The 26,023-nt window shown below is 43.5% G+C and carries 22 protein-coding genes, 1 pseudogene and 1 riboswitch; of the genes and pseudogenes, 2 read left to right on the top strand and 21 right to left on the bottom strand.

From position 1 onward, the window contains the following. Positions 1–2 precede the first annotated feature (2 nt). The 7 genes from AB4Z50_RS01790 to AB4Z50_RS01760 all read right to left on the bottom strand — a co-directional run bounded on the left by AB4Z50_RS01790 (position 3) and on the right by AB4Z50_RS01760 (position 7,399). Positions 3–911: a carbohydrate ABC transporter permease gene (locus AB4Z50_RS01790; protein WP_441874954.1), complete on the bottom strand. Its 909-nt coding sequence runs from the start codon at positions 909–911 to the stop codon at positions 3–5. Positions 912–1,014: 103 nt separating this feature from the next. After that, positions 1,015–2,745 (bottom strand): extracellular solute-binding protein, encoded by a 1,731-nt coding sequence (locus AB4Z50_RS01785; RefSeq protein ID WP_441874952.1) that lies wholly within the window; start codon positions 2,743–2,745, stop codon positions 1,015–1,017. A 119-nt stretch (positions 2,746–2,864) separates the two neighbouring features. After that, complete coding sequence (locus AB4Z50_RS01780; protein ID WP_441875547.1) at positions 2,865–3,812, bottom strand: ABC transporter permease; 948 nt, start codon at positions 3,810–3,812, stop codon at positions 2,865–2,867. Positions 3,813–4,189: 377 nt separating this feature from the next. Then, positions 4,190–4,900 (bottom strand): glycerophosphodiester phosphodiesterase, encoded by a 711-nt coding sequence (locus AB4Z50_RS01775; protein WP_441874950.1) that lies wholly within the window; start codon positions 4,898–4,900, stop codon positions 4,190–4,192. A 44-nt stretch (positions 4,901–4,944) separates the two neighbouring features. Then, complete coding sequence (locus tag AB4Z50_RS01770; protein ID WP_441874948.1) at positions 4,945–5,673, bottom strand: MgtC/SapB family protein; 729 nt, start codon at positions 5,671–5,673, stop codon at positions 4,945–4,947. 348 nt (positions 5,674–6,021) lie between these two features. Continuing rightward, positions 6,022–6,777 (bottom strand): endonuclease/exonuclease/phosphatase family protein, encoded by a 756-nt coding sequence (locus AB4Z50_RS01765; RefSeq protein ID WP_441874946.1) that lies wholly within the window; start codon positions 6,775–6,777, stop codon positions 6,022–6,024. A 139-nt stretch (positions 6,778–6,916) separates the two neighbouring features. After that, on the bottom strand, positions 6,917–7,399 hold the full coding sequence (locus AB4Z50_RS01760) for a hypothetical protein (protein WP_441874944.1): 483 nt from the start codon (positions 7,397–7,399) through the stop codon (positions 6,917–6,919). Positions 7,400–7,654: 255 nt separating this feature from the next. Continuing rightward, a riboswitch (purine riboswitch) is annotated at positions 7,655–7,757 on the top strand. Between the two features lie 111 nt (positions 7,758–7,868). On the opposite strand from AB4Z50_RS01760, the gene AB4Z50_RS01755 reads away from it, so the two are divergent. After that, positions 7,869–8,918 carry a Rieske 2Fe-2S domain-containing protein gene (locus AB4Z50_RS01755; protein WP_441874942.1) on the top strand — a complete coding sequence of 350 codons (1,050 nt, stop codon included), beginning with the start codon at positions 7,869–7,871 and terminating at the stop codon, positions 8,916–8,918. 134 nt (positions 8,919–9,052) lie between these two features. On the opposite strand, the gene AB4Z50_RS01750 is transcribed toward AB4Z50_RS01755, so the two are convergent. The 3 genes from AB4Z50_RS01750 to AB4Z50_RS01740 form a co-directional block, all read right to left on the bottom strand. Next, positions 9,053–9,745 carry a M24 family metallopeptidase gene (locus tag AB4Z50_RS01750; RefSeq protein ID WP_441874940.1) on the bottom strand — a complete coding sequence of 231 codons (693 nt, stop codon included), beginning with the start codon at positions 9,743–9,745 and terminating at the stop codon, positions 9,053–9,055. A gap of 132 nt (positions 9,746–9,877) precedes the next feature. After that, the gene (locus AB4Z50_RS01745; RefSeq protein WP_441874938.1) at positions 9,878–10,672 is read right to left on the bottom strand and encodes an SDR family NAD(P)-dependent oxidoreductase; all 795 of its coding nucleotides are present in this window, start codon (positions 10,670–10,672) and stop codon (positions 9,878–9,880) included. Positions 10,673–10,883: 211 nt separating this feature from the next. Continuing rightward, a complete protein-coding gene (locus AB4Z50_RS01740) occupies positions 10,884–11,930 on the bottom strand; it encodes a helix-turn-helix domain-containing protein (RefSeq protein ID WP_441874936.1) in 1,047 nt (348 codons plus the stop codon). A 467-nt stretch (positions 11,931–12,397) separates the two neighbouring features. Here AB4Z50_RS01740 and AB4Z50_RS01735 point away from each other — a divergent pair. Further along, positions 12,398–12,746: pseudogene (locus AB4Z50_RS01735) on the top strand (manganese catalase family protein); the annotation flags it as partial. A 42-nt stretch (positions 12,747–12,788) separates the two neighbouring features. Here AB4Z50_RS01735 and AB4Z50_RS01730 read toward each other — a convergent pair. The 11 genes from AB4Z50_RS01730 to AB4Z50_RS01680 form a co-directional block, all read right to left on the bottom strand. After that, positions 12,789–13,148: a hypothetical protein gene (locus AB4Z50_RS01730; RefSeq protein WP_441874934.1), complete on the bottom strand. Its 360-nt coding sequence runs from the start codon at positions 13,146–13,148 to the stop codon at positions 12,789–12,791. Positions 13,149–13,283: 135 nt separating this feature from the next. Beyond that, a complete protein-coding gene (locus tag AB4Z50_RS01725; RefSeq protein ID WP_441874932.1) occupies positions 13,284–13,478 on the bottom strand; it encodes a hypothetical protein in 195 nt (64 codons plus the stop codon). Between the two features lie 282 nt (positions 13,479–13,760). After that, the gene (locus tag AB4Z50_RS01720) at positions 13,761–14,183 is read right to left on the bottom strand and encodes a VOC family protein (RefSeq protein WP_441874930.1); all 423 of its coding nucleotides are present in this window, start codon (positions 14,181–14,183) and stop codon (positions 13,761–13,763) included. A gap of 242 nt (positions 14,184–14,425) precedes the next feature. Further along, on the bottom strand, positions 14,426–15,034 hold the full coding sequence (locus tag AB4Z50_RS01715; RefSeq protein ID WP_441874928.1) for a hypothetical protein: 609 nt from the start codon (positions 15,032–15,034) through the stop codon (positions 14,426–14,428). Positions 15,035–15,326: 292 nt separating this feature from the next. Then, the gene (locus tag AB4Z50_RS01710) at positions 15,327–16,262 is read right to left on the bottom strand and encodes an ROK family protein (RefSeq protein WP_441874926.1); all 936 of its coding nucleotides are present in this window, start codon (positions 16,260–16,262) and stop codon (positions 15,327–15,329) included. Beyond that, the gene (locus tag AB4Z50_RS01705) at positions 16,252–18,033 is read right to left on the bottom strand and encodes a class I mannose-6-phosphate isomerase (RefSeq protein ID WP_441874924.1); all 1,782 of its coding nucleotides are present in this window, start codon (positions 18,031–18,033) and stop codon (positions 16,252–16,254) included. The genes AB4Z50_RS01710 and AB4Z50_RS01705 overlap by 11 nt, the downstream gene beginning before the upstream one ends. A 77-nt stretch (positions 18,034–18,110) precedes the next feature. Beyond that, positions 18,111–19,430, bottom strand: coding sequence for a glycoside hydrolase family 125 protein (locus AB4Z50_RS01700; protein ID WP_076265556.1), 1,320 nt, complete (start codon positions 19,428–19,430; stop codon positions 18,111–18,113). Between the two features lie 26 nt (positions 19,431–19,456). Beyond that, positions 19,457–21,766 (bottom strand): glycoside hydrolase family 3 N-terminal domain-containing protein, encoded by a 2,310-nt coding sequence (locus tag AB4Z50_RS01695; RefSeq protein WP_441875544.1) that lies wholly within the window; start codon positions 21,764–21,766, stop codon positions 19,457–19,459. After that, positions 21,766–24,216 carry a glycoside hydrolase gene (locus AB4Z50_RS01690; protein WP_441874921.1) on the bottom strand — a complete coding sequence of 817 codons (2,451 nt, stop codon included), beginning with the start codon at positions 24,214–24,216 and terminating at the stop codon, positions 21,766–21,768. Before AB4Z50_RS01690 ends, AB4Z50_RS01695 begins: the two co-directional genes overlap by 1 nt. 22 nt (positions 24,217–24,238) lie before the next feature. Then, positions 24,239–25,123, bottom strand: a complete 885-nt coding sequence (locus AB4Z50_RS01685) for a carbohydrate ABC transporter permease (RefSeq protein ID WP_339203079.1) — start codon at positions 25,121–25,123, stop codon at positions 24,239–24,241. Between the two features lie 17 nt (positions 25,124–25,140). Continuing rightward, a complete protein-coding gene (locus AB4Z50_RS01680) occupies positions 25,141–25,998 on the bottom strand; it encodes an ABC transporter permease (RefSeq protein ID WP_430059307.1) in 858 nt (285 codons plus the stop codon). Between the last annotated feature and the right edge of the window lie 25 nt (positions 25,999–26,023).

Raw genomic sequence — 26,023 nt, 5'->3', positions numbered from 1 at the left:
ATTTACTCTTTAATAGATCCGATCATAATGCCCTTGGTAAAATAGCGCTGAACAAATGGATAGATAAGAATAATCGGCGTGACGACGATAATGATCGTTGCCATTTTAAGCGAGTTCCCTGTAACCTGCATTTTTTCGATCAAATCGTATCTAAGTCCGGCAGCCTGATTGAGCGTATCCCGCATCGCTTCCGCACTCATCAACATTTCTTGTAGAAGCGTGGACAGCGGGCGCAAAGACGATTTTCGAATATAAAATGCACCAGTGAACCAATCGTTCCAATGACCAACGGCGTTAAACAAACCAATAACCGCTATAACCGGCCGACTGAGCGGCATAATGACGCGCAAGAAGATCGAAAAATCGTTATACCCATCAATTCGTGCCGATTCTTCCAAACTCGGATGAATTTGTTGAAAAAATGTTCGCATTATGATGATGTTCCACACGCTATATAAGCTTGGAATGACGTAAACCCAAATATTATTCGTCAAATGAATGGACTTAAGCAGCATGTAATAGGGAATGATTCCCCCTCCAAACAACATGGTGAAGAAAATGATCATCATGATGTATTTCCCGCCAGGCAACGTTTTGCTCTTTAATGCATAAGCTGCTGCTGCAGTCAGAAAAACACTTGAGATCGTTCCTACGACCGTTCGGAAGACTGAAATCCCAAAAGCAGTTGTAATATTGGACGTTTCAAACGCTTTTTGGAAGTTTTCCATGGACCAAATCCTCGGCCAGAAGTAAATGCCGCCTCTTTCCGCGTCTTTACCGGGATTAAAAGCGAGTGCAAAAATATTAAAAAAAGGTAGAATGATCGATAAACACAGCGCGATTAGAAGCAAGTAGTTAATGACTCTGAAAATTCTTTCACCCGTGCTGAGCTTATAAAATTCGTTTCCCACTTTCTCCCTCCTCCGTTGAAGGAAAGGCGTTTTTATCCAGCTGCGGATAAAATCGCCTTACCTCTTCCACTAATTTTCTGCTTCTAAATGTTGAACATAGTCTCTAATCGTTCAGGTTTACGTCCGTTTTTGGATCGGCATCTTTTTCTGCGAGAAGCTTCAAATAATCGTCCAATCCTGCTGATTTCAATTGTTTCAAGTTGCTTTCCAACATTTTCTTAGCTTCATCAAGACTCTTGCCGTAATAAGCACGGATCAAAGTTTCATTGTAAGCGTCCAAAGCCGCTTTAAGTTCTGAAGATCTGTCGAATTCACCGAGGAACGCGGTAGGTACGTAGCTGTCAACGATCTTCGCATTTTTGTACTTTTCCTCAAAGTTCCAATATTCGATTAGTTTTAGAGCACCGTTATTGTCTTCTTTTTTCAATTTGTCGCCATATTGCATTTCCCCGAAATCAGCCAAGTTATCGGTGTCCGTGCCGCCTAGAATATCGCCCCATGAGTTGCCGACGCCTTGGAAGCCGAGCTTTTTCGCTTCGTTCGGATCTGTTGCTTTCAGATCCAGCACTTCTTGTTTCACAAGTGGAAAACCGTCTGCGCCGAGCGTATAATCGCGGCCCTCCAAACCGTATTTCCAAATAAGTTTTCCTTCCTTACTAGCTAAGTAGTCCGCAAATTTAACAATCTCTTGCGGGTTTTTTGTAGTAGTCGGGATCGCCCATGCACTGTACCCCGACTTAAAGCTAACTTGCATTTGGTAAGGTCCGTCTACGTTGTTAATTGGTCCAAGCGGTAAGTAATGCATATCTTGGTTGAACTCTTGATAGTTGTGGGCATCACCGATAATCGCCCATGAGCCATTCAAAGCGCCCTCTGTTGCGCGGCTTTCGTCAATCGTAAAGTACTCGGGATGAATAAGCTTTTCTTTAAGCAGCTTTTGGAAATACTCTACTTTTTTCATCGGATATTCGGTTTCTGCTTCATGAAGGATTTGACCGTCTTTCGATTTTTTGATTCGCTGGTCGTCTTCGCCCCACTGCAGATCCTTGAAAGCAGCTGAAACATCTTTACCACCCCAAAAAGATGGACCGATTGGAATCACTGGACTACCATTGTTGTCTTTGAAGTTGCCGGCTTTAATTTTCTTAGCTAGCTCATACACTTCATCCGACGTCTTGATTGTGCGCGGGTCGATTCCTAGTGAGTCAGCAATATCTTTACGGATATAAGCGCCGCCTACGTATTTGTTAGATAGATAACCGCCTTGTCGATTGATATTCATATGAACGAAGTAAGAAGAGCCGTTAAACTCAGGACGGAACATAACGCCGTATTTCGTATCAAGCGGCAAATAATCATCTTGCAAATATTTGCTGTACACTTTCGTATCTTTCATAAGCGGAGTCAAATCAGTGAACATACCTTCGCGTGCCGCTTTCAAAACAACGGGCATTTCCGGTCTACCACTGTTATTGAGGTAGAAAGCAACGAAATCCGGCAAGTCGTTTGCAGCGATGCCTGCAATCAAGCCATCGATGGATTTTTCGGCTTTCATGATTTCAATTTCAAAATCGATCCCCGTTTGCTCCTTTATTTTCGCTTTAATTTCCGGGTTCATATCTTCTGTGTAATCGTCGGTTCCCATGAATACAAGACCTTTGATTTTACGATCAGCAATCCATGTAGCCGGTTTCCCTTCCGTTGTAGGTGAAACCCCATCTGTCCCGCCAGGAGCAGGTGTTTCATTATTGTTCTTGTTGCCATTCGAGCAGCCGGCGATCAGCATCGCTGTCACCAAAGGTATTGCGAAATACTTTACCCATTTCTTACTCATGCGATTGTTCCCCTTTTCTAAAATGATTTTATGAAACACGCCAGAAGACGTCTCCCACCAAGTGGATGGTCATGCAAACCTTTTCGCATAGCAACTATGGTAACGTTATCAGAATGAAGCTACCATAAGGATGTTTCAGAAACCTTTCGGGAAACTCGGTTCGCGAATACAACCAAGATCAATCCAATTAATCCTTGCAGCATGCCTACGGCTGTCGCGTATCCGTACTGACCGCCTTGCAAGCCAACTCGGATAATGTAAGTGTCCAAAATATCAGAGAGCGGTGCATTACCCGGTGTTTTGAGCAAATAAATCTGGTCGAACCCGGCGGATAATATACTGCCCAGAGACAATATAAAGAGGATTACAATTGTCGGTGTGATGGACGGCAGCGTAATATTCCAAACCTCTCGGAATTTGCTTGCCCCATCAATTTTAGCCGCTTCGTACATTTCGGGATTAATTCCTGAGATCGCTGCGACATAGATGATCGAATCCCAGCCAATAGACTTCCATACATGGCTTCCGAACATAATCTGGTAGAAGTAATCCGAATCCATCATAAAGAATGTACTTCCGTCGCCGCCCATATTCGTTATTACCTGATTCAACAAGCCAGTATCAGGAGCGAGTATACGTTGAACTAAACCGATGACGACAACCCACGAGAGGAAATGCGGCAAATACAGTAAGCTCTGAGAAACATTTTTGAACCATTTTGAGCGAACTTCATTAAACATAAGTGCAAGAATAATCGGAAACGGCAAGTATAGAAACAATTTCATACAACTTATGATGAGTGTGTTTTTAATCAACTCTCCGCTTTGATAGGAATTAAAAAATTGCTTGAAATAATCAAGGCCAACCCATGGGCTTCCTAAGATGCCCTCATTGAACTTGTATTCCTTGAAGGCTAACAACAAGCCGGCCATCGGAATATAGTTGAAAATGATGAAGAAAACAACACATGGCAACAACATGAAATATAAATATTTGTGAGCCAACATTTTTCTCCATAAAACGATACCACTGTTTTTTCGCTTCATTGGTACGGTCATTTGCTTCATAAGTTGAAAGTCACCTTCTTTCTGATTACTGTCTGGAAGCGATACCATATAAAATTTCAATTACATAAATTTTAACCAATCACCCTCTTATCCGAGTAACAGTTTTTCATCCTAGACCGATTGTATTAACAAAAACTTGTTTCTTAAACCATTATTTGTTATCTATAGGTAAATATTTTGTTAAGATTCATTCACTCATTGGTATCAAGAGCTGCAACAAAATTCACCTTCTTCCATGTTGACTATGAGCGTCTTAGTCTGAAACTGCTTTTTCTGGAAGCGATACCATGAAGATTAAAATAAAGTGCGCCTCTTAAAGTAAGCGCTTACCATGAACGGATTATACCAAACTTTTTTTCAATTGGCTACAGTTAATTTCATTCTTTTTTAAGTGCGATTAGATCCATCGGTGAACGTGTAGTAATGGCGTCAACTTTCATCCTCAGAAACCATTCCATTGCTGACCGAAAGTTCACAGTATAAACCCATACCTTCAAACCTAAAGCGTGCGCTCGAATTACGATTGGCGGAAGACAAGTAAAGCCATTCATATTGAGCCCTGCGTATCCAGCTTGCTTAGCTTCCCTGCATACGGCCTCCGCGAAGTCGCCATATCGCTCCATTTGTTCCAAAGTCAAATCGTCCGGCGTATTCAGCATGACTTGAATATCCGGGTATCTTACCGTAATGTTATCGGAACATCCTGTAATGAAAACCCGTTTTTGCGCTTCAAACTGGTGAATAAGCCTTACCGTCGGATCAATAGCATCTACCGTTTTTATATCCAAATTCAATTTGATTCCTAGCGAAGCCGAAAGCTGAAGCACTTGTTCCAGCGTCGCAATTTCATGATCTTTATAAATCGGATCGAGCAGCGGCCGTATATCCGGATTATTCAACTGTTCGAAGGTGTGTGAGTGAAGATAAGGTGAATCATCATGCAGAAGGATAGCAATACCATCTTGGGTTATGCGTACATCGACTTCTACGATATCTGCGCCGAATTTAATGCCTTCTTCAAATGATGCCATTGTGTTATCCGGATAAACACCACATCCCGTATGGGCTGCTACCATCGTGTTATGCATGCCATGCCTCCTCTTTCTAAAATTAAAATGATTCCGCTTTCAAATTAGGCGGAGACGCCTTCCGTTTCCAAGCTTAGTACCCCATCCATATGAGCTAACGCTGCGATAGATACCTCATAGTTTTTTATTTTCTTTAATTTCAACTGAATGCGAATCGTTAAATGCCGATCACTTAGCCGCTCCTCTTCTTCGTCGTTGTTTATCGTAAGCTTGCTGATTTGTAATCCGCTTTGATTCAAATGCATCAAAACAAGATTAAGACCAGCTGATGTTTTATCCATTTTTATTAACAACTCGCGTACTTTTTTCGTTCGGGAGAAAAGTTTCTCAACCTTGTTCAATAAAAACAAACTCACCACCACCAAGAAGGTCGCTATGACAGCGCCGTAGTAAAATCCTGCACCAGCAGAAAGTCCAATTGCTGCCGATACCCACAATGAGGCTGCCGTAGTCAATCCGGAAACACCAAACCCATTTCGCATAATGGTACCCGCGCCGAGAAAACCGACGCCACTGATTACTTGAGCTGCCAACCGAGCTGGATCTAAACGAACATTCGGTTCTGCGGCGAAATCAGAAAATCCATACATGGATAACAATACAATGACTGCCGAACCAAGACAAACCAAAATGTGCGTCCGGAAACCCGCGGAATGTCCGCCAAGCTCACGTTCTAGACCAATCAAACCGCCAAGTACTAAAGCCAATAATAGTCGTAGCGTCATCTCAAATAAACTAATTTGCCATACAGTCGGATCATATTGGAGATCCATCGTGTTCCACTTCACCTCCTATGCGCTGGTATCGATATTAGTTTTGAATAACCACTCATTATTTGGTAGCTGGATAAATGGTATTATTTACACTACAAGATTTCCATCTTTTTCTCAACAGATTTTTCTCAAGCTTACCGAAGCGTTTGATAAGTGCCCTAAAATAACTTAATGACGAATCATCAATCTTCAACTTGAATTTTCACATCTCAAAATGTCAGCAAATGTAACACCACCTATCAAATTGGACCAGTCTTCTATTTCAACTGATGATTTCCTAGCGAGCGATATAAAAAAAGAATGGATTTTGGCAGTTTCCTGTCCATCCACTCTTTTATTGTTCGTATGTTATACCTGCAGAGTAGCAATAATTGGATAATGATCTGATGGGTATTTGCCATCGTACTTGCCCTTATCGACATTCGCTGACACGATCCGAATATTCGGCGTAACGAATATATAATCGATCGGCTCACCTTCTTCGCCGCCCTCAAAACCATGATAAGTGCAGCCCGGATGTACATCAGGATTGGTGTATGTATGACGCAGCCCTGCTTGGATCAGAGTTTGAATCGTTTTGGTTTCCGGTTCACAATTGAAATCACCTGTTAGAATCGCCGATGCTCCACTGGTAATATTCATCTTATCCAAGATGAGCATAGCTCCATTTATTCTTGCTTCCTCGCTTATGTGATCCAGATGTGTATTCAGAATCAGATATTCCTGCCCGTCGATTTGCCCCAGCCTCACCCAAGTGCAAATGCGCGGACAAGCGGTGTTCCAGCTTTGAAAGCCAAGCTGCTCCGGCCGTTCAGACAATCCGAATGTGCCGCTTTCGACTGGCTTCAGCCTATCTTTCTGGAAGAAAATCGCGCAAAACTCCCCCTCTTCGCCGCCGAGTCTGCCCTCTCCGATCCATTCATATTCGGGAAGCAGCGCATTCAAGCTCTCCAGCATGGGCAAGCTTCCTTCTTGCGTGCATAAAACGGCAGCTCCAGACGCTTTAATCGCTGCTGCAGCTGCTTCGACACGGTTAGGCCAAGCATTTTCCCCATCCTCCGCAACATGGATACGAAGATTAAATGACATAATTGATAATTCCATAATGATCCCTCCTAACATGAATGTAAGATAAGCATATGGCGAGTTGACGGGATAATCAACCCATAGACAATGAAGCATCATGTCCATAATAAACTCATTTCCCAAAAGCAATTTGCAATAAAGCTTTCATGACGCCGCTTTACAGGTTTATCTTTTTACTAATATAGAGCCATTTATTATAGTCTTCCTTTATTTGTTCTTGTGATTTCCCAAGTATACTGCTTCTATTGTAGGGTCTATTTAATTCTAATATTTTTAGTGAATCATTTATTGAATAGTCATTACTATAAAGTGGATCACTTATAATGGGATAAATTTTTGAGAGTAATTCGTCAGCATATTGCCTTAATATTTCCGCTGCTGAACCATACCTATTTTCTTGAATGCCTGATTCCATCATTAAATGCCATAGCTGTTCAAAGTCGCATTCAGGCAATCTAACAAACCCCGTCTCATCTCCCCAACCGAAATCATATAGATCTCGTTGAACCCATAAAGAATTATCCTTTGGACAAATATAGAAGCCGTTTTCAGCACTCCTTTTTAATCCAAACTCTTCTGGTGTTGATTTATCGAATCTAAAACTCATCAAAAAATATCGCTGTAGAGGGTCTGCTTTCACTATGTTTTTCCTCCGTTTAACAGCATTTTTTTAAACAAATCGTGCTTTCTTTCAGCTTAATCTTATTCTCAATCCAATTAATAATATATTGCTATTAAAGGACTAGGAATGCAAGATAGCTATTGAAATAAATATGCTGGCGGCTTTTTTAGGCTGTACATGAGCTGGAATGGCTCAGCTTAGAATAACTCCTTAAATAACAGAATTGACAAAAAGCTTCTTCCGGAATAGAATAAACACATAGTTCATGTTAAGTAATCTAACATGAACTTCTCTTGTATAAGCTCATAAATTGGTGTGAGCGTCTCGACCAGGCAACCGTAAATTGCCCCAGGCTACAAGAGGCCGTTAGTGAAGATACTCTAATTTTGTCATTTCAGAAAAATTAGATCTATTTCACTACGCGCCTCTTAAGCCTGGGGTTTTATTGCGTTCAGCCTAATCATTCATTCTAAAGGAGCGATTGCGTATGAATAAGCCAAACTCGCATGTTGAATCCGCATTGCAATACCCTCGTGATTGTACATTTACACTAAATGATTGGAATGTACTTTCTCAGTTCTGGTATCCTGTGGCGACAGCTGAAGAAGTAACAAATAAACCAGTTGCTGTGAAGCTGCTTGATGTAAAGCTCGTTTGTTACCGCAGCAGCCACGGCAAAGTTGTGATTGCTCGTGATCTCTGCTTTCACCGTGGAGCACCTCTGAGCAAGGGGTGGATTGAAAACGATGAAATCGTATGTCCTTACCATGGGTTTCGATATAACTGCGAAGGGGTGTGCACTGCCGTTCCAGCCCATTCTGACTCCAAAATATCACCCAAACTAAAATTAATCATGTATTCGGTTATTGAGCGGTATGGACTGATCTGGACATCTTTAGCCGCTGTAGACGAACAAATTCCGCCGTTCTCTGGGTGGGACGATCCGGATTTTATTAATATATTACCTCCAAGCTTTGATATTGCCGGTTCGGCAGGACGCCAAATGGAAGGATTTTTAGATGTTTCTCATTTTGCATACGTGCATACGGAGACGTTCGGAGACCGCAATAACACAGAAGTTCCACAATACAAAGTAACGCGCGACGGGAATCAGCTTCAGGCAGACTATTGGAGCACCGTCAGCAATTACGGTAAAGGACAGGAAAATCCCGCTCCTGAAGGATTCATGTGGCTTCGCGCGTTTCGTGTATTTGCACCTTTCGCGGCCTCACTAACTGTACATTTCCCAAATGACGGCAAGCTCATGATTTTGAACTGCGCATCTCCAGTCTCAGCACGTTACACTCGTTTATTTTGTCCAATCTCACGGAATTTTGATAAAGATCTTCCGATTGAAGATACGATAAAATTTAATTTGCAAGTCTTTCAGGAAGATCGAGAAATGGTTGAATCCCAAACACCAGAGGATCTCCCCCTCGATTTGATGGCCGAAGCCCATATTCCAGCTGATCGTACTTCAATTGCCTATAGGCAGTTGCTTACACAGCTTGGCCTTGGAAGAACCTACACATCTTAAGATTTAAGATTATAGCTGATTTCTAAACAAATCCTTGAAAAGAAAATTCACCAAGTTACCAACAAAGGCTGCCGATAAGCTCGGCAGCCTTTTGTAGTTACTCTGTAATTCAACTATATTTTCCATACCTACAGTTAATCAACGGTTAATAATTGCTCTATAAAACCGCCAATTTCCAGCTTCCTGTCCACAAAATGAATTTCCAAAATCCAATCGCGAGGCTTACCATTCGAATCCGGATCTCTCATTGGAATATGATTATCGGGATGAATATAGTTTTCAACGGATTCTCCCTGAATTACTTCATGAGGGAATTCACCAATAAGGTGACCCGCATGCGGACCTCCAAACTCCCATCCGTATTTTAAAGCTAAATGACTCACATAGGTATAAAGTTCACTACCTGTAATCGCAGATTGAGACTGAAAATAGGCCTTCCCTTCATCCCAAGCCTCAACAATATCATTTTTCAGTTTTATTTTTGCTGGATCATCTCCTAGGACGAAGGTTCTTCCGAAATCAGCTTCCCAATCTTCAAAAATTGGACCGAAATCCAGAAATATAATATCATCTTTGGAAACAATCAGATCAGGCGGGTTTTCTCTATATGGGAACAACGTGTTTTTTCCAGCTCGCACGATTCGTTTATGCCAGTATTTCTTAATACCAAACATCTCGAATGCCAATTGATAGATTTCACGATTTATTTGCTTTTCAGTCACATCAGGACGAATAATTCCTTGATCTTCGATCGCCTTGAATAGTTGTTCCGCCTTGCTTTCAGCCTCTCGTAGCGAGGCATGCCGTTTACTAATAGATAAATCCATTTCCCATTCTCCTCTCAATTCTATGAATCTTCTGAAGAAAGAGTACTTACCATATCTTCTCAAAATAATTCTAACGTTTTATTGCATCAATTCCAAATGAAACGAGAATCAATCATTCAAATCGTAAACCTATTAAAAAATAGTCGGTACCATTCCCCCATCCATACGGATTGGAGAGCCTTTAAATGCGGATGCATAAGGACTGCATACAAATGCAGCTAGTCTACCTATTTCAATAGGCTTGATAAATCGTTGTATTTCAGATTGAGGCAGGTTTGTTGTCATAAAATTTTTCTCTTTTTCTGAAAAAGTCATATCTTCATTTGAGTATATGCCCTCAATGATTTGATGCACATTTTCAGAGAGTGTTGGTCCTGGCAGGATCGTATTCACTGTAACTTCTGTTCCAACTGTTAATTTGGATAAGCTTTTGGACAATGATAATAGCATTGATTTTGTCATACAATACTGAGGCATTTGTCCTGAAGGCATAACTGCTTCTTCACTCGCAATAAAGATAATGCGGCCATAATCATTTTTCAACATTTTAGGTAAATAAAATTTAGATAATCCATTTGCCGCAAGTACGTTCGTACGGAAGTATTTTTCCCAAATCTCATCGTCAACGTCTTCATATTTCATCATTTCATAGATGCCCATACTATTTACTAATATATCAATATTGGGGTATTTTTCGAATAAAGCTTCTCTTTGCGCAATATCCACAATATCGGCTGTAGCATTTTGAGGTGAGGTAGCCGGGAAATCTGATTTGATTTCATTTACAGTTCGTTCCACCTCTTCGTAATTTCGACCATTAATGAGTACATGGACACCTTCTTTAGCAAGTTCAATAGCAATTGCTTTACCTATACCCTTCGTTGATCCTGTAACTAAAGCTGTTTTATTTTTTAATCCCATATCCATATTAAATTTCTCCCTTTTCATTTACTTATTCATTCACGACAAGCTGATTAATAGTCATGATTAAAACAGTCTTGTAATGAGGATAGTGATAATATTACCTTGTCTGAATGGGATAGTAACTAGCATCTCGCGCCAATGTACTCGTTTAACACGCCAAATAAAAAAAACGCAATAAAGACTAGCTCTCTATAAATTTATATGGTTGGGAATTCTATATAATCGGCAATTCTAGCCGTCCTTCGGCTAATGGGTTTGTACCCAAATATTCCGTACGCCAATTTGTAGGGGTCTCACCTTCCCAAAGACGGAAGGCGCGGTAGAATGAATTTTGGTCTTCATATCCAATCAAAAAAGCGATTTCCTTAATATCAAACGAGGGATTTGCCAAGTACTCTAGTGCCTGCTCATGTCTAGCTTTTGTTAAAACATGCTTGAAACTCGTATTTTCGTCGGTAAGCCGGCGTTGCAAGGTACGATCGCTCATACCGAGTTCCTTCGCGACAACCTGAATATCGGGGCGACCACCTGTAAGGCTGCGTTTTAGAATCCATTTGACCATTTCAGTTATAGAGCGGCTGCTTTGCTGTTCATTGAGCGATCGGTCTAAAACAGGAGTCAGAATCTCCAGCAACTCTTCGTTGTACGTGACAAAAGGACGATCCAGATCGCTTCGATGCAGCGTCAAACGGTTATATTTTGCATCCATTCGGATTGGGCAGCCAAAATAAGCTTCAAGAGCTTGTACATCGCCCATTGATTGTGAAAATTCGACTACCCGCGCTGTCAGCGGTTGACCTGTTCCCCGGCGCCCTAGCTCCAGCAGAAATGCCAAAGTGATGCCCACCAGAAGCGGCGGACCTGATTGCTCCGTATGCAGCCATTCCAGTTCGATTGTACAATGCTCTCCTTCCTCAGTAATACGCAGGCTTTCGGGTGGGCACATTTGTTTGTACCGAGCCATTCGGTTTAAAGCGTCACGATAGTCACGAGCGTAGTAAGTAGCTAAGACGGTCGGTGGATATTGCGCTGTTTCATAGATGGTCGCAAGCTTGATAATTCCTTTTGCAGTGTCGCCAATGAGATCGGAATAAGCCTGCCAGATCGCAAAATAATGAGCGGTGGTAACTACTGATTCAGTAATAATGGTGAGCGGCAATCCTGCTTTACGAGCTACGTCATGAGGGGCAATTCCTAATTGACGTAATCCTATCCAAAATCCTGCCGGGATTTTAATACGGTCAGCGGTATGAGACTTCAACCATAAGGACCTCCTCTATCTATTTTTATATATTCATTAATATTGGTTGTGATTTGATGCCTGCCTTTTGCCAAATACAGCGAATCTTAGGTACTCATAAGAATAGTCTTAAGTTCGGTATGGTGTCAAAATTAACGTAATAAGCTGCACTAAACTGCCCATTAGTTTAACAAGAAAACAACCATAATAACCAGCAGCCATCAACAATGAGTTAGTTAGTCAATTTATCTTAAACATAGACATTTCCATAATCTTGTTTCACTTATCTTTTCTCATCTCAATCCAACAAACAAGTAATGTTAACTTAATTTAACATAATCGGACGAGGACAATTTTATAAACCATTCACTTCTTTGAAATTGATATGATTTCCACTATGCTATTCAGAATTTGCATAATGAAACTTTAACTGTGAGATCATAATCAACGTGTTCAGGTTGTTTAGAAACGATAAAGGAGTGATTGTTTTGTACTATTACAAAGAAAAACTAATCAACGTAATTAAACCAGATAAACCAGATCCAGCAGCTGCAAAAGTTCTTCAGGAAGCGTTAGGCGGCCAATTCGGTGAAATGCGAACGATGATGCAATATTTTTTCCAAAGCTCTAATTTCAGAGGAAAAGACAAACAATTTCGCGATCTACTGAGAGGGGTGTTTTTAGAAGAAATTGCTCATGTCGAGCTTGTTCAGAGTACGATCAATCAACTACTTAATGAATCTGGTCTAAATATTTCCGGAGATGCTGGGGTTGATTAAAGCTCCGATTGACGAGGCGGTTAAACACGGAAACCCCCACCACTATTTTATGGGAGCTATAACCCAGCATAAGGTAGCCGGGTCTTATTTATAAATTTCTCTATTTTATATCGTTTACTATCACTAACGCTTCGCGTAAATTTTCCACGGTCCCATCGTCATTATATTTCTCCACTAATTCTGCTACAAATAACATATCATTCGAAGCCCCGTAATCATTTACCATGTGTGCTAACGCTTCGTACACGACAGGATCAAGGGCGTGGCTATCGGAGCGGCTTATATACATTCCGTCATTCGAAATAATTCGCTCTAGGCGCTCGCTTGCCTCTTCAAGTGATAAAGTCGGTGCGGGCTTGCTTGTGAATGCGTCGGGCATATAGGTTTTAAGGGCGATTCCGCCAATAATGAACACGATTAGAGTAATAGCGATTATATCACGTCTTAAGTCCGTAATCATGGAAACCTACCTCCTAAAAGTTTGAAACGCTTACGCACCTCACTTACATATATCGCAGGAATTCCGACTTTTCGTGTAATATACAAGAATTTACTTTCCTCTTTTTGTTATCTGTGCAATCGTTCATCTTCATATTCATAAACTACTTAAATTACTTACCTGTAAATTTAAATCCATTACTTCCTGCCTTATTTTTTCAAGTTTATTGTACTGCTCTTCGAATTTTGGATCAGAGATTTCTAAGGAAAATGCATCCTTTTCTGCTTGCTTTAATTCCTTGTCTTTCTGCTCAATAGCTTTCAACAAAAAATCCATATTTAGTTTGGTCACATTTCATTTCTCCTTTAATAAACTCAAATTATAACTGTGTATGGATATATTCCAGTATCTTGAAAGAAATATCACTTGTTGAATCAAAAACGTAGAATTTCTATGTACAAGCACTTCCCAAATTATAATACCACATATTGGAATATACTAGGCTAATAATACAATTCTTATTACGCATGACTGTCTATTAACTTAATAAAATGAGCAGACCACCACAGGGCCTGCTCATCTATTGGTTCTATTCTACTAACATCCTCTTGTAGCATAATAAATTCATATCATCTACTTCATTCGTTTGGAAATTGGATGATCTTCTTTCATCTCTAATAAATCCCAAAGGTTCCCATACAAGTCCTTAAATACTGCTACCGTACCATATGATTGTTCTACTGGATCTCTAACAAATTCCACTCCTCTTGAAATCATTTCATTATAATCTCTCCAAAAATCATCTGTGTTTAAAAACAAAAAAACTCTACCGCCAGACTGGTTACCTACAAAGAGCTCTTGTTCAGGCTTTGATGCTCTTGCAAGTAATATTGTGGTACCCACTGAACCAGGCGGAGATACCACTACCCATCGTTTATCTTGCTCTTGCTGATATGTGTCTTCAACTAAAGTGAAATTTAACTTCTTTGTATAAAATTCAATTGCCTCGTCATAATCTTTTACAACAAGAGCGATATGTATTATAGATTGAACCATATCCCAAACTCCCCTACATTTCATAATTTCTTACTAATTTTTTTTTCAAATAACAATGCTTGACCTAAGTGCTCTCTAAAAATCATTCTGATTATTGCCCTTTTTCAAAACCGATAATAGTAGTTATTATAACATACTCAAGTAACCTGCCCGTTAGTTCAAGAAAAGCAGCCTATCCTTTTAGCCAACAATTGAGGTTTTAAAATATGAAACGATCACGACAGGTACATTTACTTTTAGTATTATTTTAGTAATTTAACTATTCTCTCGTAGTCGTAAATGTTATGTGTCTTAAACGCCAACTTATGATTATTATTTCCTTCAACAAAACTAAAAATAATATAGTCTTTATTTCTTACATAATTAGAAGAAAGATTGCTCTTAGTGATTACCTTAACAAGCTGAGCATCCGTATCCGTTTGAAACATAGATTTTTTCATTATTCTGAGGTTTGATTTTGTTATCCAAAATTCACCTTTAACCCGTTCATTATCAATAAGAATCGTCAAGTCTTTAATTTTTGTTTCAGATTCTTCTGTATCAATTTCACCAATGTTTGGGAATGCAATGGCATCGTTAACTACACTTTCCTCATGCTTACTGGATGATACGGACTGGATTGACTGGGTTTCGCCACTGTTTTTATCTAGCAATTTTTGCAATAGATTCACAATTTCGGCCAATCCAATAAAAAGAAATCCTGAAATAATAGCTGAAATCCACCAGTACAATGCAATTACGATCTGGAAATCTCCATATTCATCTGTAGATAAAGCAAATCCTAAAATAAAGCCAATGGCAATTAAAAGTATTCCTATAGCCAACAGGCAGGTTGAGATGGTATTTCTCATCATTTTCGACCCCTTATGTGTATTGGGAATAAGTTCCATAGTGAAAACATATCAAAATTCCGTAAGATATACTAGTAATTTCATTTCACATTCCAATAGCTAAACCTTCATTGGACTTACTTATTCTAAAAAATGAGTTAATTGCTACACTAGCACTCAATAAAAAAAACCACCTGAAAGGGTGGCTTAAACTTAAAGAGTTTACAAAAGTAGAGATAGGAATCGATAGTACGGTCCCACTCCATTCTCCAATCACGGTCTCCATATACGGCTCCACTAGTAAGGAGTCCTATTACGGGGTTCCATGTGGTTCTGCGTCGAACATACAGGAAGCGCCGATAAAGGTATGGTGCAGCGCATTGTCAAGGGCTTCGACTTTAATACCGAGTGGCAAGAGAATTCGAAAAAGGCCCTCTCCGAACAAATCCATGCTTCTGGCTATTTGGCCTCCAATCATGAGACGGTCAGCCTTAAAATCTATTAGGAATGGCAGTAGAAATTGTCCCAATTCATCCCCGAATGCCCTGAACAGCTCGCTCATGCGATTCTCGCCCTTCCGGGCAAGCTCCGCAAGATCCTTCACATCCATGCCATCATGCAGACAGCCGGCATCCCGGAATAAATTAAGAATACCTCTCCGCGAGAAGCATTCATCCGCAGCCACGCCTTGATGAGGCAAGTTATATAAGTAGCCATCTTGCGGTACGTGATCACCTTCGGTGACAAGAGTTCTGCAATCAATAAAAGCTGAACCAATGCCGGTCCCAAGCGTAATAGCCAGTATTCGCTCATTTGGATAGAGCTTGCCGGTTCCCAAACCAAACAATCTGCCATCATTCTGGAACCGGATGTCCAAGAAATCTGTATTCTCCCCAAAGCCGTTTGCACGCAATGCTTGCATGAGCTTTTCTTTCACGTTTACACCGTATAGCGATTCGAATTTATCCAGCTCACGAATCCAGCTCACGCCGTTTTCATAATCAAACGGTCCAGGAAAGGACATGCCGATGCCGATGGCTTCGGGTGAGAATGAATGTGGAAACCGATTATATTTCTCAAGCAAGTCTAATAGGATAGCTGCCAATCCGCCAATGATGACTTCTTCCGAACCCTTGGCATTTGCAGCATAATGAGAGATCGTGCCTTCCATTACTTCCCCGCGTTCTACAACGCATCCCTTGACATAGGTTCCACCCACATCCAAAGCAAATATGAGATCAGCGTTCAATCAGGCTCACGTTCCATTCCGGAGATACTCCCGCTTTAATCAGTTTGCATGGCGTTTCCGTCAGGTTTACGATTTTGTATGCACCGAATACGGAAGGTAGAATATAAGATTCCGCGTAGTTCAAATCAACGAATATTGATTCATCCGCAATGGATACGATGCGTACACTATCTCCCTCCACGAGATTGTACATGACAAACTCGCCGTCTGTCTGGTCTAGCCATTCCGTCTGCAGATGGATCCGCCTTACGTAAAACAGTAGATCGTCTCGTTGACCGAGCAAATACTCTTCGTTGCCTCCTTGGCTCTGCAGCAGCTGTGGCTCAGGGATGAGGTTTTGCTTAACCCATGATGTCGTTTTGTCATAATCGATATTACGGAAGCCGTGATCCGCGTTGATGGGACGCGGTTTGCCATCTAGGTCCTTACGCAAATAATCGTATAGCTTGAACGTAAACCACCAAGTCGTAGATGATACTTCAAGCACAAGATTATCGATGCCTGAAGCATGAACGGTTCCCGGAGGAATGAGGAACAAATCTCCTTTGTTCGAATCGAATTCGTTGACATATTCAGTGAATTCCATCGGTACGCCTGTCTCCTGTGCCTGCAAGACGGCGTTTTGGAAATTCTCTCTCTCCGTTCCCTCCGTAAGCCCGAGGTAAACCTTGGCATCCTTTTTCTGTTCCATAATGTAATACGATTCCTGCTGTGTCATAAACTCGTTGAAATGTTCACGCACATAGTCCTGCTTCGGATGCACTTGGCAAGATAGTTTGTCCCCGTTCATCGTATCAAGGTAATCGAACCTTACCGGAAAATAATCGCCGAACAAAGACACCGGACGTTCACCCATGATGGCTTTATATTCAAGGGCCATGACGATCAGGAACGGTACTTCGATCACGTCGCCTCCATATCCAATCAGAATAGAATTCTCTGGTGCGATTGGCTCGAAGCTCCATGCACAGTTCACCCACTCCTTAGGAAGGTCAGCCATGTCTTTCAAATATTGTCCTCCCCAAATACCAGGAGCGAAAAACGGCTTGACGCGAAGCGGACTTTGGGCCACGCTCCGAATCATCGCTTCAAGGTCAGAGATGGTCAAAAATACAGGCTCTTCCGGCTTGTTCATGTCCAAGTAGAGATCGATGTTCTGGAAAATACGTTTACGGTACGTTTCCAGTATCGGCCATTCCACGAAATAACTAATTTTATACTTTTCGACGGAATCGCGGTTCCATGACATTCCGAAATTGAGCAGTTGCTTTTTATGTTGGATTTGCTGATATTCCCTAGAAACATCCAGAAATAAGACAGTGCTGCTCCGCTCTCCCGCAAGCCAATAAGCGCCTGGCCCGAACACGATAAACGCCGTTCTCCCATTTTGTTCTTTCAATCGGTTCGCGAGCGTTTCTCTTGCGTCCAATACGAAATAAGCCTCGATTTCACCTTCTGTTACGTAACCGAACGCTCTATTTTCCGTAATGTTGCGGTCGAATTCCTCACGCAGCGTTTCGCCGGATTTCAAGTAACCTGCCGTACTTTGAACGTTCAAGCTCCAACCTTGCTTCTCGATCGCGGAAGCAGCATGCCGAATGAATGACTGAAAGTCAGCGCCGTGCGTGCCGTCCACGATAATAAGCGGGGGGGTGTCCGTCTTCTCGTCCAAACTCGCTTTTAATAGCTCCGTTAAGGCCTCGTAACCTTTTGAAATTGGCTGTTTCGAGAATGGCTGCCTGACTGGATTTATAGGATATTTATTAAACATGGATCATACCTCCTTCAATAATCGCCGTCATATATTTGATAAACAGGGCTGTATGTTTAAATGAACAGTCTATCGCTCTAAATAATGCCTTGTTGCAAAGCCTTCCACACCAAATGGGCAAACTGACTGTTTGACCAAGCAAACCAATCCCTCGTGAAGTTGGTAGGATCATCTTTGTGGAAGCCTTCATGCATAAAGCCGGTGTCAGCATCCGTGGCCTCCATGATATCGATCATTTCCCTGATTTCATCCGGATCCACGGCGGTCAAACCTTGCATAGAATAAGCGAGATGCCACACGAAGTCCGGCGGTGTATGAGGGCTGCCAATACCGCTAAGGCTCTCGCCTTTGTAATAGTAAGGATTATCTTCACTCAAAATGAAAGCTCGCGTGTTCAAATAGATAGGATCGTTTGCATCCGCGAAGCCGATATAAGGTGCCGATATCAGACTTGGCGTACCTGCGTCATCCATCAGGACGTGATTGCCGAAGCCGTCTGTCTCGAATGCGTACATGCGTCCGTATTTCGGATGTTCCACGATGCCGTACAATTCAATAGCATGCCGGATTTCTTCTTCCATTACAGCCATGCGAGCCGCAAGCTTCTCATCTCGGTATACGTAACGGACGATTTCGCCCATGTCGCGAAGGGTTACAGCGGCGAACATATTAGACGGAATGTTGAAATGGAAATCGCAAGCATCGTCGCTTGGACGGAATCCTGACCAGATCATGCCAGTCTCGTTGACCAGCATGCCGCGCCCTTGCCTCCGCAGCGTATCGATCATGATTCCATTATGACGCTGGAACCTGTACGTCGAGAGCTCACCATGCTGCTGCTCGATCTGCCAGACGTCCAGCATCGCCAGTAAAGAAGCTTTGAATTGCTCATTGAATATGCCCGTCCGGCCCGTTTCCTTCCAATAATGATAGGCTAGACGGAAAGAGAAGCACATGGAATCGAGTTCGAATTTGCGTTCCCACACCCAAGGCGAACTTTCCGTTTCGTCTCCGGAGTTCCAATGCCAGTCATTAGCGGTTTCGTTAAACGCGTTAGCATAAGGATCAATGCTAATATAGAACATATGGCGATTAATGACTCCCTCCAGAATACGCTGCAGCTCGGGGTCTTCCTTGGCAAACGGGACATAATGCATCACTTGCTCCACGGAATCCCGCAACCACATAGCGGGGATGTCTCCTGTTAGGACAAAGGTAGTCCCGTCCTCCAGCAGCTTTGTTGTCGTCTCCAGCGTATTTGGGAAGCAGTTCTGAAATAATCGGTTAAGCTTCGGCCGATGAGCGAGCAGCTTCTCCGCTTCCTCCATCGCCTTTACGATAGAAGGTGGCAGCTTCAGCTCGGGGATATCAATTTGCGGCAAACGATGGTTTTTCACAGTGTTGTTTCATCCTCTCTCCATACTTATTCGGGTGGTAGTACATACAAGTCGGCCTTAAGGAGCGACTCCGCGTGACCGCCTACTTGGATACGGAACTGACCCGGTTCGACGATGCGGCGATAGTCCCTTCCTACGTATTGCAATTGTTCCTTTGCGATCGTAAACTGGACGGTCGTCGATTCGCCAGGCTCCAATTGAATTTTCAGAAAGCCCTTCAATTCCAAAGCTGGCCTCGTTACGGAACTGACAACATCCGTTACATAAAGCTGTACGACCTCCTGTCCCGCCATTCCGCCGATATTCGTGACGTCAACGCTTACTGTGCAGCTCTCATCCGGCTTTATATTAGATTTGCTTAGCTTGATGCCGTCATACTGGAAAGACGTGTAGCTAAGGCCATAACCGAATGGATATCTAGGTTCTAAGTCTGTCTCCACATACCGCTTACCTTTGGTCCGCTTCGTATTGTAATAAATCGGAAGCTGTCCCGAGTGCTTTGGAATCGATATTGTGAGCCTACCGGACGGGTTGTAATCGCCGAATAGAACGTCCGCGATTGCATTCCCGCCTTCCTGTCCGGGATACCAAGCCTCTAGAATCGCATCGGCGTGTTCATCGATCCACGGTTCCACGATCGGCCGTCCGTTGATATAGACGACGATAAGCGGTTTGCCTGTCTTGTGAAGCTCTTTCAGCAGTTCCAATTGAACGCCTGACAAACTCAGTTCCGCTCTGTCAAATCCTTCCCCGCAATCCATATCGCTTAAGCTTGACTGATCGGTAATAATCGCAGCACCCGTCTTCAAATCTATCGTTCCTTCGCCGAAGTCCCTTGCGCTGGAACCGCCAACTACGGCTATGATCGCATCTGCAGCCTGAGCGATTTGGAATGCGTGCTCGAATCCTTCCTTCGACGGATCTTTAATGCGGCAGCCCGGCGCATACATGACCACGCTTTGGCCTACGCATTTTCGCTGAATGCCGTCTAGTACCGTCACAATTCCGGAGCGCTCCTGCGGCGATGTATAATCACCCAATTGATTATAAATGTTGTTCGCGTTAGGTCCGATCACCGCGATTTTTCTCAAGTTTGTTGACAACGGCAGCAACTGATTGTGGTTCTTGAGCAGGATTATGCTTTCTTGCGCCATCCTTCCCGCCAACTTGATGTGGCTTTCTTGGCCGATAACCTCCGAGGCCCTGTCTGGGCTCGCGTATGGTCGCTCGAACAAGCCTAGCTCAAATTTCTGGTGAAGGATGCGGCGCACTGCAAGATCAATATCGTCTATAGAGACCTTTTGATTGTGTACGGCATGCAGCAAATGCTTGCCGAAGCTGTCACCGGACATTTCCATATCGACGCCCGCAAGCAGCGCCGCGCATGCTGCATCCTCTTCACTTTCTACTACTTGGTGGCCGCCGCAAAGCATATTGATCGCTCCGCAATCGGTAATGACGAATCCGTCGAATCCCCACTTTTCTCTCAAAGTTCGGGTAAGCAGCTCATGATTTGACGTGCATGGCACGCCATCAATTTCGTTGTATGCCGTCATGATCGACAGCGCACCGGCCTGCACCGCTCGCTCGAATGGCAACAAATCCTTTTCGAGAAGCTCCCTCGCGCCGATTCGAGCGGGCGCCGCATTGCGTCCTCCTTCGGAGCTGCCGTAGCCGGCGAAATGCTTGAGTGTTGCGATAACGGTATCACCCGAAGCGATGGACTCCCCTTGCAAGCCTTCGACTGCCGCTACCGCCATCTCTCCGATAAGATACGGATCCTCGCCAAATGTTTCTTCCGTCCGTCCCCATCTAGAATCGCGGACGACGTCGAGGACAGGGGAATATGTGACCGTTCCCCCTTGTACCCTCGTCTCTGCTGCAATCGCGCGGCATACTTCTAGATACAGCGGCGTATTCCAGCTGCTGCCCATCGCAAGCGGCACTGGGAATACCGTTGCACCGATGGCCATATGCCCATGGGAGCATTCCTCCCCGAACAAGATTGGAATACCAAGCCTCGTATGCTCAATCGCGTATTTTTGAATCAGATTAATAACTTCCGCCCCTTCGCGGGGCGATAATCCCGACTCCAGCGTTACACCTGTCCAAGGATCAGCTCGCAAAACGCCGTAGAGTGAGCCGACGCTCCCCCTCTCGATATAGGCACGGAATGTTTCCGTCAGCTCTATTCCGTCTTCCGTTCGCTCGTAAGCCTGCCAGCCAAAGGGTTGGATAAGCTGGCCGATTTTTTCCTCTAGCGTCATGCGGCCCAGCAGATCATGAACCCGCTTTTCCGTCGATATTGAAGCATCTAAATACGTTTTCACTTTCATCATTTCGATCTCCATGCCAAGATACCAGCATTCATGCTGCGGCAAATGGTCATTGCTGATTCCGGCTTATTGAGCGCTTCGCCCCATGCGACAAAATATCGGAATTCATAGAAGCCGCCCAGCGTTGCCGTAAAGTTAGTTTCCCAATAATTGTTCATTGCCCATGAATAGAGATGGCCTAGATCCTGCTTCAGCTTCTCGTCCCCGTTCAGTAATCGGAAGCCGTGTTCAAGCTTACCTAGTTGAATAAGCGGTGTATCCGGCATCGCTATTGACACTCCACCTTGACTTCCCACGTAAGCGACGCCTTCCCCGATACAATAATAATCGGCTAGACTTCCCGGCAATTGATCCTTGCGCGGGCGAGCTAGCGAATCCATTTTATCCATCCACAACTCCTGCTCGCCGTCCATAATGGGTCCCCCGAAAGGCAAGGAAATATACAGATTCTCCGGATCCCATACGCTGTCCTTATGCATACGCACGGCCACATCCACGCGAGGTCTGTCTGTATATGCCGTAACGAGCAATGAATAATGCGAGCATCCAGCCACCTCGAACGTCAACTGAACTGTACCGTACACATCACCCTGCGCAATCACTTCCGCACTCGTCAGTACCCCTGTCGAGATAATCGCATCGGCTCCTTTACGGTTGCGGCCCATCTTGCGTCTAACTTCGTACATATCCTTAACGCTGGAAGCACGTGTTATGTCATATACCGGCGAGAAGGCATGGTGATTGCGGTCAGAGCGCAGCATTTCCGCCCCGGTACGCTTGTCGATCCAAGATGTAATCCCTTCGCCTTTCTTCCATTCCATCCGGACAAATGGCGTTTCCAAATAAGTCGAGGTGAAGTGGAAAGTCTTCTCTACATGCGATACGTCGATATCCATCATCCTGTCTGACCCTACGTAATCCGTCGTGTATGCTGTCTTGGCTTGACCATTGTGGATAGGATGAATCATCAATGTTTTCTCTTCTCCGGCTTGAAGTGTCACTGGTATGCTAACGATGACACCCCTTGTCGCAACTCTTAGCTGAGCAGGATATACCTCTCCACTTCCTTCGACACGAGCTTCGAATCCGTCCTTGATCAGGTCGTAGTGCCAACCTTCCATAATTAGATGGGCAACGTCTTCTTGTGCAAAAGGATTAGGATTGTGCATCTTGAACCGCATCGGCCGATCTGGCGCAAGCAGCGCATCCCCTTTATGTTCCAAAATATCATACAATGCGCGATGTGCGAGCGTGCTCGCATTGGCGGCAAACGCCTCCTTGCGGACACCCAACTCCTGAACGAAGGGATTCCAAGGCTCTGTCACAGAGGAATGGTAGCCCCAAGTATGCTCGGCGAACAACGTCAGCTCGTATTCCATCGCTCTCATCGCCTCAGCCGTCACAATCTCTCCGTTTGGATCAAGCTGCTTCACTTTCCGATGGACACGCTGCGCCTCTCGGAATACTTGCACATGCTTCGGCGTTGAACCAACGCCATCCGTCCACCAATCTGGCCAATCGCCCCGGAATACAGGAATATCGTCGGGATGCTGATCTGCATGACCACGTACCGCGTCAAAAAATTCATCCAACGTACACGGTACGATTTTGATTTTTTCGCTATGTTTGCTGTTCCACTGGTTCACGAAATCCATAAGCTGGGCATTCGGAGAGCTGTTGTCCGTCGGCAGCCCAGACATCATAACAGGAGCGAATGGGAACGGATAACCGTCCGCACGCAACCGTTCCAAATACCTCGGAATACGTGCTTCCGCAATCTCGAACGTAATGCCTTTGGTCGTATCGAATTCATCCTTAATTGTATAAGAGCCTCCGATACCTGGAATTAATCCCAAGTCGTTGCCGAAGACGTAATGCTCTCCGTTCCATGTCAGAAGCCTTTCGCCATTTGGCATCTCCCACCAGAAAGGCTGCTGTTTCTTCCATAGTGGATACATCGAATGATGAGTATGGATGCAGGTGATCATGTTTTGAATACCTGCATTGAGCAGCACCTCGCCATACCCCCAGCTGAAGCCCGTAATATCAGCTGTCATGGCAGACTTCACCGGCATTCCAATCGATTCTCCGTAAGTGCGAACTCGACCGATCATCGCTTCAAGCAGATCTTTGCCGACAAGCTCGCTCATATTAAGATAAGTGCCTGAAAGCCCGATATCTCCGCGTCTTACCGCTTCAGCAAACTCCAACTTTTCCTGCTCTGCAGCCTTTTCGAGGAACGCCTCAATTGGCCAAAACGTTTCGCAGACCCATTTAAATCCATTCCATTCAGGGCGACGTCCAGCCTGAATTTCGCGGAAAATATGAAGCGCCTGCCGTATAAAATCGACATGATATTGTTTTATCTTCTCTTGTCGCTCCGTGTACCCCACATCGGTATGCGAGTGATGAATCGCGTAAATTGTCCAATGTTTAGTTCCAGTCTCCATTAGCAATCGCTCCTTTAATTAATTATTCTTTTACCCCGCCCAAAACCATACCCTTCACGAAATACTTCTGCAGGAATGGATAAAAAGCAAGAATCGGCAGTGCACCTACGAAAATTTGCGCGGCTTTTACTGTTCGGTCCGACACGGAGGCTAAATTCGCCAGCTGCTCCGCGGACATGTTGGTCAAGCTCGATTGAACGATGACGGTTTGCAGGTAACTCGACAGCGGATAGTTATGCTGCGAATTCATGACTACAAGTCCGTCAAACCAGGAATTCCAATGCATAACGATCGTGAACAACATAATCGTGGCAATGGAAGGCATCGACAGCGGCACAAATATGCGCCATAACGTAGTCCAGTGTGTCGCACCGTCGACAAATGCCGCTTCTTCCAGTTCTTTGGGCAGCCCTCTAAAAAAATTCAATAATAAAATGACATTGAATACAGGAACAGCCCCAGGAATAACTAATGCCCATATGGAATCGAGCAGCCCGGTCGCGCGAATCGTCATATACCAAGGAATCAATCCCCCGCTGAACAAAATCGTAAAGACGAAGAACCACGCGTAACCCGTCCTGAATTTCAGCTCCTTGCCGGTTTTGGACAGCGGATAAGCAATAAGAATGGTTAAAACCATGCTTATGACTGTGCCTAGAACAACCCTCTCCACCGTAATCCATAACGAAGTAAGAAACTCACTCTTAGATAACACGAATTCATAGGCTTTGAAAGTCATTTCCTGAGGCCATAACTTTACGATCCCAGCGCTTGCTGCTACATTTGAGCTTAGGGATACTGCCAAAATATGAATAAGTGGTATCAGACAAGATAATGCGATCCCAATAAGAAAGACATAATTGAGTGTGTGAAATAAGCTTCGTCCAAATGATTTTCCTTCTACCAAATCGGTTCTCTCCTTTCCTAAAAAATGCGGTAATCAGCAATTTTGTATGCCAGCCAATACGAGATAGATACAAGCGCAAATGAAATAATTGATTTGAACAAGCCAAGTGCGGTAGCTACACCGTACTGCATATCCATTAACCCAATTCGATAAATTAGCGTATCCAGAATATCTCCACTCTCGTAAACTAGCGGACTATATAAATTAAATACTTGGTCAAACCCTGCATTTAATACATTTCCTAAACTTAATGTCGCCATCAAAATGATAACCGGCATCATACCTGGAAGGGTAATATTCCATGTTTGCTTCCATCTGCCCGCGCCATCGATCATGGCTGCTTCGTACAAACTAGGATTAATCGTTGTCAGTGCCGCTAAATAAACAATCGTACTGAATCCGAATTCCTTCCAAATATCCGAAACGATCAAGGTTATCGGAAACCAAGTATTATCTCCTAGGAAAAAAATAGGTTTAATTGAAAAGATACCTAAAAACTGATTCAGCAGTCCGTTGGACGGTGACAAAATATCGATGAATACGCCGCCCAGAATAACCCATGATAAAAAGTGAGGAAGGTAAATTAGCGTTTGAACCCATCTCTTCACATACATTTTGCCAACCTCATTTAGCAAAATAGCGATTGTAATCGGAACAAGAAGCCCAAACACCATCTTAAGAACAGCGATATAAACCGTATTCCAGAGAACCTGCCCGAAATCAGGCATTTGAAACAAATATTCGAAATTTCTAAATTCTACCCATTTGGAATCGAACAAACCTTTTGACGGAATATACTTTTGGAACGCCATCAATACCCCGACCATAGGAAAATAGCAATAGATCAATACGATCACGATGCCCGGTATTAACATCAAGTGCAACGGAAGCTGCCTGAGT

Origin of the sequence: Paenibacillus sp. 2TAB26 (assembly GCF_052115145.1) — a bacterium.
GTDB lineage: Bacteria > Bacillota > Bacilli > Paenibacillales > Paenibacillaceae > Pristimantibacillus.
This window is presented reverse-complemented; position numbering and strand designations above follow the sequence as displayed.